This window comes from Phytobacter sp. SCO41 (assembly GCF_003073275.1).
GTDB classification, from domain to species: Bacteria; Pseudomonadota; Gammaproteobacteria; order Enterobacterales; family Enterobacteriaceae; genus Phytobacter; species Phytobacter diazotrophicus.
The window spans coordinates 338,417-350,666 of sequence record NZ_CP027225.1 but is presented as its reverse complement, the minus strand read 5'-3'; the positions used below and the strand labels follow the sequence as shown (position 1 = coordinate 350,666).

The following is a 12,250-nucleotide window of genomic DNA, read 5'->3' as shown; positions in this document are numbered from 1 at the left end:
CGCGATACAATAACGGATTCAGGGACTTATTATGCTTTGGTCATTTATTGCTGTCTGTTTTTCCGCCTGGCTGTATGTTGACTCTTCCTACCGTGGGCCTGTCTGGCAGCGTTGGGTATTTAAACCTGTCACGCTGCTGCTGCTGTTATTACTGGCCTGGCAAGCCCCGATGTTTGATGCCATCAGCTACCTTGTGCTTGCCGGGCTGTGCGCCTCGCTGATTGGCGATGCGCTAACCCTACTGCCGCGCCAGCAACTGCTCTACGCCATTGGCGCCTTCTTCCTCGCCCACCTGCTTTACACCATCTATTTTGCCACGCAGATGTCGCTCTCCTTCTTCTGGCCGTTGCCGGTGGTGCTGCTGATCGTTGGCGCCCTGCTGATTGCGGTGATTTGGTCGCGCCTGGAAGAGCTGCGTTTGCCCGTTTGCACATTTATCGCCATGACGCTGGTGATGGTCTGGCTGGCCGGTGAGCTGTGGTTCTTCCGTCCCACCAGCCCGGCGCTCTCTGCCTTTGTTGGCGCGGCGCTGCTGCTAATCAGCAACGTCGTCTGGCTGGGTAGCCATTACCGTCGCCGCTTCCGTGCCGATAACGCGATTTCCGCAGCCTGCTACTTTGCCGGGCACTTCCTGATCGTGCGTTCGCTGTACATTTAAAACGCTTGACTCTGGAGTCGACTCCAGAGTGTATCCTCCGGTTAATGAGAAAATTATCATTCACCGGAGGATGCCATGACGCCCCTCGATAATAAAAAACCCCCGCAGTTTGCGGCCATGAAACTTCGTCCATTGGTGGAGAAAACCGCGCCCTGCACGTGCGACATCCCCTGTGAAATGCCTGATGCGCCCCTCGAAAGCGCCAACGGCGAACGTTATAGCTGGCTGGTGACAGGGATGGACTGCGCAGCCTGCGCCCGTAAGGTGGAAAATGCCGTCCGCCAGATAGCCGGGGTTAATCAGGTGCAGGTCGCCTTTGCCACCGAAAAACTCACGGTGATTGCCGATAACGATATCCGCAAGCAGGTAGAAAAAGCCGTGCAACAGGCCGGGTACGCCGTGCAGGATGAAAACGCCCCCAAAGCGGCTGCGCCGTCGCGCTGGCAGGAAAATATGCCGCTTCTGATCCTGATTGTGCTGATGGGTATCAGTTGGCTGCTGGAGCAGTTTAACCATCCGCTGGGCCAGACGGCCTTTATCGTGACGACCCTTGTGGGGCTCTTTCCCATTGCGCGCCAGGCATTGCGCCTGATGCGCAGCGGTAGCTGGTTTGCTATCGAAACCCTGATGAGCGTTGCCGCTATCGGTGCGCTGTTTATCGGTGCGACGGCAGAAGCCGCCATGGTGCTGCTGCTGTTCCTGGTGGGCGAACGGCTTGAAGGTTGGGCGGCCAGTCGCGCACGAAAAGGGGTGAGCGCGCTGATGGCGCTAAAACCCGATACCGCCACGCGCATCCACAAGGGGGAGCGGCAGACCGTTAGCGCCCAGGAATTGCGCCCCGGCGATGTTATCGAGGTCCCGGCTGGCGGGCGTTTACCGGCTGATGGCAAGCTTTTAACGCCGTTCGCCAGCTTTGATGAGAGCGCATTAACCGGTGAATCCCTGCCCGTCGAGCACAGCAACGGCGAGAGTATTCCTGCAGGGGCGACAAGCGTTGACAGACTGGTGACGCTGGAAGTGGTTTCCCGCCCCGGTGAAAGTGCCATTGACCGTATCCTCAAGCTGATAGAAGAAGCCGAAGAGCGCCGCGCGCCTATTGAGCGCTTTATCGATCGCTTTAGCCGGATTTATACCCCGGTGATTATGGTCATCGCCCTGCTGGTCGCCGTGCTGCCGCCGTTGCTGTTCGCGGCAAACTGGCTGGCGTGGATCTACAAAGGGCTGACGTTGCTGCTGATCGGTTGCCCGTGCGCGCTGGTTATCTCAACGCCTGCCGCCATTACCTCAGGCCTGGCAGCGGCGGCACGTCGTGGGGCGCTGATTAAAGGCGGCGCAGCGCTGGAGCAACTCGGTCGTATTCAGCATGTGGCGTTTGATAAAACCGGCACATTGACCGTCGGTAAACCGCAGGTTGTCGGCGTATATCCACTTGCCGGGGTTAAGGAAGAGACACTGCTGACATTGAGCGCTGCCGTGGAGCAGGGGTCGACCCATCCACTGGCGCAGGCTATTGTGCAGGAAGCCCGGACGCGCAAACGGGTGCTGCCGCAGGCTACCGAACAGCGCACCCTGACAGGTAAAGGTATTGAAGCGCAGGTGGAGGGCCAGCACATCCGCCTGAGCGCGCCGGATAAGCTGCCGCCAGAGACGCTGGATGGCGCGCTATTGGCGGATATCAATGCCCGCGAAAGCCAGGGGGAAACGGTTATCATCGCCCTGCGTGATGGCGTCGCTATTGGCTCCCTGTCGCTGCGCGATACCCTGCGAGAGGATGCGCGGGAAGCCATCGCCGCACTGCGTAATCTGGGCGTGGAGGGGGTGATGTTAACGGGCGATAACCCGCGTGCCGCTGCCGCCATTGCCGGAGAGTTGCAGATGGACTTCCGCGCCGGGCTATTACCCGAAGATAAAGTGAGCGCAGTCACCTTGCTCAATAAGGATGCTCCGCTGGCGATGATTGGCGACGGCATTAACGATGCCCCGGCGATGAAAGCCGCGACGATAGGCATTGCGATGGGCAGCGGGACGGACGTGGCGCTGGAAACCGCCGATGCGGCGTTAACCCATAACCGCCTCACCGGACTGGCGCAGATGATTCATCTTGCCCGCGCCACACAGGCCAATATCCGGCAGAACATTGCTATCGCTCTGGGGCTGAAAGCGATTTTCCTGGTAACAACATTGCTGGGGATAACGGGCCTGTGGCTGGCGGTACTGGCAGATACCGGCGCGACGGTATTGGTAACCGCCAACGCACTGCGTTTATTACGCAAATAAAAAAATCCCGGATGTCGCTTCGCTAACCCGGGATACCACCGGTTTTCTCCCTCTCCCCCAGGGAGAGGGTTGGGGTGAGGAGAATATGCGGCTCGGAAGGTGGGTTCCGTTCACCTTATGTTCATGGCGAAATGTCACCTCCGGACACGTGAACGGGTAAAGGGGAACACCGCGTTCCCCTTTACAATCCCCGCGGCCCCGCAAAAAATCGGTGCTTCGCACTGCGTTCGCCTCCCGCCCCGCTGCCTGCGGTCGGTTTGACTCGACGTCCTGTCTCGACAAACCTCAGTCCGCCATCCCTGGCGGCCTGACCTTGCCATCGGGTCTTCGTCTCACCGATTTCAGCGGGGACTCAACCCCCTCGCTGCACGCTCTGCGCCAGGGGGGCACAAAGATGTCGCTGTGGTTGTCATGCGGGAAAACGAGTCAGCCATGGCTAACAAGGTTGAAGATGTTCACAGTATCTACTCTTTTACCGTAGCCCGGGTAAGGCATCAGCCGCACCCGGGAAGTTTTTACTGCATTCCCAGCACTCCTGGCAGCCAGAGAGATATCGCCGGAATATAGGTCACCATCCCCAGCACAATCAGCAACATCGCGTAAAACGGCAGCATCGCCTTCACCACCGTTTCAATCTTCTGCTTACTCACCGCACTGGCGACGAACAACACCGATCCCACCGGTGGGGTAATCAATCCGATCCCGAGGTTGACCATCATGATCATGCCAAAATGTACCGGATGGATCCCCAGCGCATTCGTTACCGGCAGCAGCACTGGCGTCAGGATCAAAATGATCGGCGCCATATCCATCAAGGTGCCAATCAGTAGCAGCATGATATTGAGATACATCAGAATGACGTATTTATTGTCCGATAACGACGTGAAAAATTCGGTGATGCGCATCGGAAGCTGCATATAGGTCATCACGGCGCCAAAAGCGGCCGCAAAGCCGATAAGAATCATCACAATGGTGACCGTCTTCACGGTACGGCACATCAGCTTCGGCAGCTCATTCCATTTGTAATCACGGTAGATAAACATGGTGACGAAGAAGGCCCACAGGCAGGCGACAGCGGCAGATTCTGTGGCGGTAAAAATCCCGGAAAGAATGCCGCCGAGAATAATCACTACCGTCATTAGTCCCCATAGTGCATCAACGAACATCCTGATTGCCTGCTTAAAGGGAATCCGCTCCCCTTTCGGGTAACCGCGTTTGTGGGCAAAACCCAGACACAGAATCATCAGGCTCACGCCCAACAGCAAACCCGGCAGAACGCCCGCAATAAACAGCGTCGCAATGGATACCGTGCCTCCCGCCGCCAGCGAGTAAATGACCGAGTTATGACTGGGCGGGATCAGGATAGCCTGCACCGATCCGCTGGCCGTTACCGCCGCCGCATATTCACGCGGGTAGCCCTTCTTTTCCATTTCCGGGATCATCACGCTACCGATGGATGCCGTATCGGCGACCGACGAGCCGGAAATCGCGCCAAAAAAGGTCGATGCGACAATGTTCACCAGAGACAACCCGCCGCGAATGAACCCGACAAACAGATAGGCAAAATTGACCAGCCGCCGCGCGATGCCACCCTCCGCCATGATCGCGCCCGCCAGAATAAAAAACGGAATCGCCAGCAGCGTGAATTTGTTCACCCCGCTGGTTATCTGGATCATCAGCGCTTCCAGCGGAAGATCTATCCACAGCGCGCCGGCAACGGCACTCAACCCGACGGCAAACGCCACCGGCATACCCAGCGCCAGCAGAATGGCGAGGGTGAATAACAATACAAATGCGTCCATTGTTCACCCCTTACCCATGGTTGCCAATCAGTACGACCGGGCGGTTTTCCTGCGAGCCGAACAACAACCGTTCGAGCACAAACAGGATCAGAATGGCCGAACCTATCGGCAGCGGCAGATAACTTTCGCCTGAGGTCAGCAGGGGAAACTCCGCCACAGGTTGTTCCCACAGCTCAACGCACAGCCAGTAGCTGTACCAGCACATGATGAGAGAGATGAGCAGCATCAGCAGATCGACAAGCCGCGCGCATACCATCTTTAGCGTGTCAGGCAGACGATCCGTGAGCATGTTAACCGCAATGTGGGAACCGGCGCGGTACCCCACCGCCGCGCCAATGAACGTAAAAGTGACCATGCAGATGATGGCAATAGGTTCCGGCCATGACTCTCCGCGATTCAATACGTAACGCGAGAAAATGCCAATCGGAATAACAATCGTCATCACCAGCAGTGATATGCCGGCCACCGTCATAGCAAGCAGGTACAGGCGATCCATCCACTTTAAGTAGAGTTCTGACATACGTTCTCCGCAGAAAAGTGGGGTTATTTGACGTCAGCGATAGCTTTCATCAGATCCTGATGCTTATCGCCATACTGGGCGCGCACCGGCTCTGTCGCTTTGATAAACACCGATTTATCAATGTCATGAAATTGCACGCCGCCCGCTTTCATTTTATCCAGCGCCTGCTGGGTATAGGCTTCCCAGAGTTTGCGCTGTTCGAACTGTGCTTCACGCGCCAGGGTGAGGATTTTTTTCTGATCATCGGCGCTGAGTTTGTCCCATTTCACTTTGGAGTAGAGCAGCATTTCAGGGGTGATAAAGTGACCGCTGAGGGTATAGTTTTTGGCAACCGGCATATAGTTATGGGCGATAAACGTCGGCGGGTTATTTTCCGCGCCATCAATCACCCCCGTTTGCATGCCGCTATAGACCTCGCTCACCCCCATCGCCACCGAGTTAGCGCCCATCTGTTTTAACGTTGCCAGAGCGACGGGGCTGCCCTGCACGCGAATTTTCATGCCGTTCAGATCTTCGGGCTTAACCACCGGTTTTTTAGTGATGAGATTGCGCGTGCCGGAGTCCATCCAGCCCAGAAATACCAGCCGGGATTTCGGATTGGCCGTCAGCTTATCGCCAATCTGTTTACCGATATCGCCATCAATGACCTTGTGCATATGGTCTTCATCCCGGAAGACATACGGCAGGGTGAAAACTTCAATATCCGGGAGAATAGCGGCAACAGGGGCCATCGAGACGCGAATCATGTCGATAGCGCCCATTTGCGCCTGCTCGATCATCTGTTTTTCATCGCCCAGAACGCCGCCGGGAAAGACTTTAATCTCCAGCTTGCCGTCCGTTTGTTGTTTGAGTTTTTCACCCATGTTCTGCACAGCAACAATATTGGGATAGCCTTCCGGATGCACATCGGCAGCTTTAATCGTCTGCGCATTAACGGCGGATACAGATAACAGTGACACGGTGGACAGGCACAACGCGGCCAGCAACGGCTTGAAAGTCGTTTTCATCGGGTCTTCTCCAGGGTAGTGAAAGGTAAATGTTAAAACAATGTTTTATTTTTACGCTTAAAAACTAGACTACCGCTGGAAAAGGGAGGGTGAAGCGCCTCACAAAAAGCGCTAAAAAATGAAACGGCGGTTTAAATTGGTGGCAAGGATCGCAAACTGCGTAAAAACGCGGCCTGTAATGGGGAGTTATTGCCCTTTACGCACCAGATAGCGATACGGCAGCGATTGCGTCTCATGGGCCACCAGTTCGTGTTCCATAAAGCGGCAGAACCCCGGAATGTCACGGGTGGTCGCCGGATCGTCAGCAATCACCAGCAGGGTTTCACCCGGCAGCATATTGCGTACGGTTTTGCGCACCATCATCACCGGCTCAGGGCAACGCAGGCCCAGCGCGTCAAGAGTATGGTCGGCGGTAGTAAAGAGGTCGGTCATTTTCGTCTCACACGGGAAAAAACGGCATTAGTTTACGCTGCCCATTTTGTGACGCAAGCCAGGTTAACGATTGCGTTAAAAATAACCATTGCATCGGCGTAATGTTGCAGTATCATTCTGCGGCTTTGCACAGTATCAACACGCGCTATTGGCGCAGCCGTTTTATTAAGGCCAGCGCACAGGCACCCCGGCGTACACCGAGTACGTGAGGATGACAAGCACTGCCGATGTGAAAATGGCAAGAAAAATAGCGTGTTACATGTTTATTGGGTTCCCTCACCCCAAACACTAAAAAGGTCACAATATGACGCAGTTTTCACAAACTCAGCGCATGAAAGCGCTGTTCTGGCTATCCCTTTTTCACCTGCTGGTGATCACCTCCAGTAACTATCTGGTACAGCTACCGGTTAACATTTTCGGCTTCCATACCACCTGGGGCGCATTCAGTTTCCCGTTTATTTTCCTGGCGACAGATTTAACCGTGCGTATTTTTGGCGCGCCGCTCGCCCGACGGATTATTTTCGCCGTGATGGTACCTGCGCTGGTTATCTCCTACGGCATCTCTTCCCTGTTTTACATGGGAAGCTGGCAAGGCTTTGAAGCACTGACCCATTTCAACCTGTTCGTCGCCCGTATCGCCACCGCCAGCTTTATGGCTTACGCGCTGGGGCAGATCCTCGACGTGCATGTCTTTAACCGCCTGCGTCAGAACAAACGCTGGTGGCTGGCGCCTGCGGCCTCAACGGTGTTCGGTAACGCCAGCGACACCCTCGCCTTTTTCTTCATCGCCTTCTGGCACAGCCCGGACCCGTTTATGGCCGAACACTGGATGGAAATCGCCCTGGTGGATTACGCCTTTAAGGTCATTATCAGCATCGCCTTCTTCCTGCCGATGTACGGTGTGTTGTTGAATATGCTGTTGAAAAGACTGGCAGACAAATCTGAAATATCAGCGTTACAGGCCAGTTAAGAGTACGCGATGCCAGTTGTGGTAAGATGGCCCGCATGAGCCGTTATGGCTGTTTATCGAAAGGAAGAAGTCAATGCGCAATCTGGTTAAATATGTCGGTATTGGCCTGCTGGTAATGGGTCTGGCGGCCTGCGACAACAGCGACAGCAAAAAAACACCCGCTCAGGGGGCATCTGCAGAAAGCAACGCGACCGGGCAACCGGTAACGCTGCTTGATGGCAAACTCAGCTTCTCGCTGCCCGCAGACATGACCGATCAGAGCGGTAAACTGGGTACGCAGTCTAATAACATGCACGTTTACTCTGACTCAACCGGTCAGAAAGCGGTGATTGTGATTGTAGGCGACGACACTCAGGAAGGGCTGGATACGCTGGCAAAACGTCTGGAAGACCAACAGCGCAACCGCGACCCGCAGTTGCAGGTCGTGACCAACAAATCTATCGAGCTGAAAGGCCAGAAAATGCAGCAGCTCGACAGCATCATCTCTGCCAAAGGTCAAACGGCCTGGTCTACCGTAGTGCTGGGTAAAGTGGATAACAAACTGCTGACTTTGCAGGTGACGCTGCCGGCAGATAACCAGCAGCAGGCACAGACCGCAGCGGAAAACATCGTTAACACCCTGGTCATCAAGTAATCAGGAAGCGGCCTCCAGCGGAGGCCGTTTTTTTAGCCGCCACGTCAGCACGAACGCTCCCGCTACCAGCACCGCCGTCAGCAGATACACCATCGATACTCCCGACCAGGCCATCAACAGCCCGGCAAGCGGCCCGGTAATTCCCAGCGACATATCCATAAACACCGTGTAGGTGCCCAGCGCCGCGCCCTGATTGTGCTGCGGGACCGCTTTGACCGCCACCACCCCCAGCGCCGGGAAGACCAGCGAGAAGCCTGCCCCGGTCAGGAATACCCCGATTTTTGCCACCAGCGGAGCATCGGCGATGCCAACCAGAATCAGGCCGACCACCTCCACCGCCAGGCTTATCATCGCCACATTCAGGCCGCCCAGGCGGTTGATGCTGTTCGGAAACACCAGCCGCGAACCCACGAACGCCAGGCTAAACAGCGTCAGGGCGAAGGCCGCGCCATCCCACCCTTTCGCGTCATAAAAGAAGGTGATAAAGGTGGCAATAACCCCAAAACCAGCCGTACCCAACGCCAGCCCCATCCCATAAACCCAGACATAGCCGAGCACCGCACGAAATGGCAGTGGTTTACCTTTGCTGGCTTTTACTGCCGCACGCGGCAACGCGCAGGCAATCGCAATAAACGCCACCACCATAATGAACCCGCCCAGCCCGCTCAGTCCGGCGTAGTTGTAGCAAATGACGCCAAGCGGCGCCCCCAGCGCCATTGCGCCATAGGTCGCGATACCATTCCAGGAAATAACACGGGCAATATGCAGTGAACCGACAACCCCCACGCCCCAGAGCATCGACCCGGTTCCGGCGAAGCTTTGCCCGACACCGAGAATAATGCGCCCGACGCAGAGCAGCACCAGGCTGACCAGCGGCGAGCCGCTTTGCAGATCCGCCAGCAGATACCCCAGCCCACAAATGAACGCGCCGCAGAGACCAAACACCACCACTTTTTTCGGGCCGAGCATATCGGCATAGCGTCCGGCGTGTGGACGACTGATAAGGGTCGCGAAGTATTGCAGGCTAATGACCAGCCCTGCCCAGAAGGCGCTATAGCCCAGCGTTTCATGGACATAGCCGGGCAAAACTGCCAGCGGTAAACCTATCGTGAGGTAACTTGCGAAGTTGAAGATAACGACGGAGAGAATCCGCAGATTAAGACGTAATCCGCTTAGCGCCGGTTCAGCGGCTTGTTCGGGCATGGGGGTTCACCAGATTTTCACAACGATGTTTCACTATTACCACGTCATGGCCTGGAAATCAGCATGGAGATTAAGAATATGTGCCTCGGGCGAAGCGTCCGCCAGTGGCTACACTTATCGGGCGGTATAGAAAAGGAATTGCCCATGACACAGCCCCAACCCGATCGTGCGGGTTTACATATTCTGCTTAAACTGGCCTCACTGGTCATTATTCTGGCCGGTATTCATGCCGCTGCCGATATCATTGTTCAACTGTTACTGGCGCTCTTTTTCGCCATTGTGCTTAATCCGCTGGTCACCTGGTTTATTCGCCGGGGCGTGAAACGGCCTGTCGCCATCGCCATTGTGGTACTGGTGATGCTTGTCTTCCTGACCGCGCTGATTGGCGTGCTGGCCGCCTCGGTGAATGAGTTCATGACGATGCTGCCGAAATACAATCGGGAGTTCACGCGCAAATTCCTCCAGCTTCAGGATGCGCTCCCTTTCCTGCACCTGCATGTTTCGCCAGAACGGATGCTGCAACGAATGGATTCCGAGCGCGTAATGAGTTTTGCCACGACAATGATGACGCAACTGTCTAACGCAATGGCGAGCATCGTTTTACTGGTAATGACCATGGTATTCATGCTTTTTGAAGTGCGTCATGTGCCCTATAAAATGCGTTTCGCGCTGAATAACCCTCAGATTCATATCGCCGGTTTGCACCGCGCGCTTAAAGGTGTGTCTCACTATCTGGCGTTAAAAACGCTGCTCAGCCTGTGGACGGGGGTGATCGTCTGGGCGGGGCTGGCCATTATGGACATCCAGTTTGCGCTCATGTGGGGGGTACTGGCGTTTCTGCTTAATTACGTGCCGAATATCGGATCGGTGCTTTCGGCTATCCCACCGATGGTGCAGGCGCTGCTCTTTAACGGCCCGTATGAGTGGCTGCTGGTCGGCGGCCTGTTTCTCGTCGTGCACATGGTTATCGGCAATATTCTGGAACCACGCATGATGGGTCACCGACTCGGTATGTCGACACTGGTGGTCTTTCTTTCGTTACTGATTTGGGGTTGGTTGCTCGGTCCGGTGGGGATGCTGCTCTCTGTGCCGCTCACCAGCGTCTGTAAAATATGGATGGAAACCACTACCGGCGGGAGCAAGCTGGCGATTATGCTTGGCCCAGGCAGGCCGAAAAACCGCCTGCCCGGCTAACCCTGCGTTAGCGCAGGTTGTTAGGGAAATCCGCCGGAAGCTCACTGGCCGCGCAGGCGATGACGCTGTCATTGTCTGCGCCGCAGTCGCGCACAAAGGTAATAGTCGCAAACTCATCAATCACCTCGGTCGGATAGGCCGGGCCCGCCGCACGATAGGATTCCATCAGCGGAATATGATCGTTCTGGAAGCACACGGTTTTTTCCGGATTGTTGATCACCCAGCGAGGGAAGAAGATCGTGCCATGGAACAGGCGATCGCCGAGGTTGACGATCAAACTCACGTCAGTACCGGTCGGCTCGGTCCAGGAGATTTTATAAATGCTCTCACCAACGCGTACAATGTAAGCCTGCTGGTTTTTCACCCAACGGTTTGCCACGATACCGCTATGAATACGGTAGTCCAGCGTGGTCTCGTTTTTGACATAAATCTCGTAGTTCCAGCCGTTATCGTAGGTATAAACCAGATGTTTGCCGACGAAACCGCTCAGATCATGTTTATCAAAGCTGCTCATAATTGTTCTCCTCTTAATTGATGAGAAGATCGTACCGCTTCAAAAAATGAATGAATAACGCTATGTTTGAATTAAATTCATTCATTTTTTAGATGAGTCATGCATAAAACCACCCTCGAACAATGGTCGCTGCTGCAAAAAGTGGTGGAGCTGGGCAGTTTTGCGAAGGCCGCCGAAGAGACCCACCGCAGTCAGTCATCCGTGAGCTACAACCTGGCGCTCTTGCAGGAGCGTCTGGGCGTGGCGCTGCTGGTACAGGAAGGCCGCCGTGCGGTGCTCACCCCCTCCGGCGAACTGTTGCTTAACCAGGTAAAACCGCTGCTGAAAGCGTTCGACTACGTTGAAACCCGGGCGGCCACACTGCGCAACGGCCAGCGTACCCGGCTCGACCTGGTCGTAGACAGCATCTTTCCCCGCTCACGGCTGTTTGCCATTTTGCGCCAGTTCCAGCAGCGCTATCCGCAAACTCAGGTGCATCTGACCGAAGTCCTCGAAAACGCCTCCGTGGAGCGCCCCGCCTATGCCGAAGCCGACGTGATGGTGCTGACCCGTCGCCAGGACCTGACCGGGCGCGGCGAATGGCTGATGAATATTGATTTTGTCGCTGTCGCCCACCGGGATCATCCGTTGTGCGCCGAAACCGCGATCACTGAGGATGCTCTCGCCGCCTGGCCATTAATTCGCATCGCCGACCGGGAGAATCGCCTGCCGCAGGAGAGCGGTGAGTCATGGACTTTTTCTACCATCGATGCTGCCGTGGAAGCGGTGCAGTATCAGGTGGGTTACGGCTGGCTGCCGGAGGAGCGCATCGGGTCTCTGCTAGCCAGCGGCGTGCTGAAAATTCTGCCGCTCAGCCACGGTTCACGCCGCGCCACGCCGCTGCATTTGATTGTGAAAAAGGATCTGATGCCGCTCGATGAGCAGGTGGACACGCTGCTGCAACTGTTTAAGGGGCAGTAGTTAAAGATGGGGAGTTTACTGTCGGGGGAGGGGTTCCGCTGACCAGTCCCCTTCGCTCGCTTCACGATCTCCACACTTT

12 protein-coding genes are annotated in these 12,250 nt (G+C 55.7%); 6 read left to right on the top strand and 6 right to left on the bottom strand.

All coding sequences use genetic code 11. From position 1 onward, the window contains the following. Positions 1–31 precede the first annotated feature (31 nt). Both C5523_RS01625 and zntA read left to right on the top strand, forming a co-directional pair. Positions 32–658, top strand: coding sequence for a lysoplasmalogenase (locus C5523_RS01625; protein WP_108700510.1), 627 nt, complete (start codon positions 32–34; stop codon positions 656–658). Positions 659–733: 75 nt separating this feature from the next. Then, the gene (gene zntA, locus C5523_RS01620; RefSeq protein ID WP_108700509.1) at positions 734–2,935 is read left to right on the top strand and encodes a Zn(II)/Cd(II)/Pb(II) translocating P-type ATPase ZntA; all 2,202 of its coding nucleotides are present in this window, start codon (positions 734–736) and stop codon (positions 2,933–2,935) included. Positions 2,936–3,450: 515 nt separating this feature from the next. Here zntA and C5523_RS01615 read toward each other — a convergent pair. From C5523_RS01615 to tusA, 4 genes are all read right to left on the bottom strand, one after another. After that, positions 3,451–4,737, bottom strand: coding sequence for a TRAP transporter large permease (locus tag C5523_RS01615; RefSeq protein ID WP_108700508.1), 1,287 nt, complete (start codon positions 4,735–4,737; stop codon positions 3,451–3,453). A 10-nt stretch (positions 4,738–4,747) separates the two neighbouring features. Then, positions 4,748–5,257 carry a TRAP transporter small permease gene (locus tag C5523_RS01610; RefSeq protein ID WP_041851326.1) on the bottom strand — a complete coding sequence of 170 codons (510 nt, stop codon included), beginning with the start codon at positions 5,255–5,257 and terminating at the stop codon, positions 4,748–4,750. Between the two features lie 23 nt (positions 5,258–5,280). Beyond that, positions 5,281–6,264 carry a TRAP transporter substrate-binding protein gene (locus C5523_RS01605; RefSeq protein WP_041851325.1) on the bottom strand — a complete coding sequence of 328 codons (984 nt, stop codon included), beginning with the start codon at positions 6,262–6,264 and terminating at the stop codon, positions 5,281–5,283. 186 nt (positions 6,265–6,450) lie between these two features. Next, a complete protein-coding gene (gene tusA / locus C5523_RS01600; protein WP_041851324.1) occupies positions 6,451–6,696 on the bottom strand; it encodes a sulfurtransferase TusA in 246 nt (81 codons plus the stop codon). A gap of 304 nt (positions 6,697–7,000) precedes the next feature. Here tusA and C5523_RS01595 point away from each other — a divergent pair, with 304 nt between their 5' ends. Both C5523_RS01595 and C5523_RS01590 read left to right on the top strand, forming a co-directional pair. After that, positions 7,001–7,666 carry a 7-cyano-7-deazaguanine/7-aminomethyl-7-deazaguanine transporter gene (locus C5523_RS01595; RefSeq protein ID WP_041851323.1) on the top strand — a complete coding sequence of 222 codons (666 nt, stop codon included), beginning with the start codon at positions 7,001–7,003 and terminating at the stop codon, positions 7,664–7,666. Between the two features lie 73 nt (positions 7,667–7,739). After that, entirely contained in the window at positions 7,740–8,300 is a 561-nt protein-coding gene (locus C5523_RS01590) for a DcrB family lipoprotein (protein WP_041851322.1), read from the top strand. Here C5523_RS01590 and C5523_RS01585 read toward each other — a convergent pair whose 3' ends face one another. After that, on the bottom strand, positions 8,301–9,503 hold the full coding sequence (locus C5523_RS01585) for an MFS transporter (protein WP_041851321.1): 1,203 nt from the start codon (positions 9,501–9,503) through the stop codon (positions 8,301–8,303). A gap of 144 nt (positions 9,504–9,647) precedes the next feature. On the opposite strand from C5523_RS01585, the gene C5523_RS01580 reads away from it, so the two are divergent. After that, entirely contained in the window at positions 9,648–10,697 is a 1,050-nt protein-coding gene (locus C5523_RS01580; RefSeq protein WP_041851320.1) for an AI-2E family transporter, read from the top strand. A 7-nt stretch (positions 10,698–10,704) separates the two neighbouring features. Here the strand turns inward: C5523_RS01580 and C5523_RS01575 are convergent, their stop codons facing one another. Then, positions 10,705–11,211, bottom strand: a complete 507-nt coding sequence (locus C5523_RS01575; protein WP_041851319.1) for a phenolic acid decarboxylase — start codon at positions 11,209–11,211, stop codon at positions 10,705–10,707. A 99-nt stretch (positions 11,212–11,310) separates the two neighbouring features. On the opposite strand from C5523_RS01575, the gene C5523_RS01570 reads away from it, so the two are divergent. Further along, entirely contained in the window at positions 11,311–12,171 is an 861-nt protein-coding gene (locus C5523_RS01570; RefSeq protein WP_071194972.1) for a LysR family transcriptional regulator, read from the top strand. The last annotated feature ends 79 nt before the right edge of the window (positions 12,172–12,250 follow it).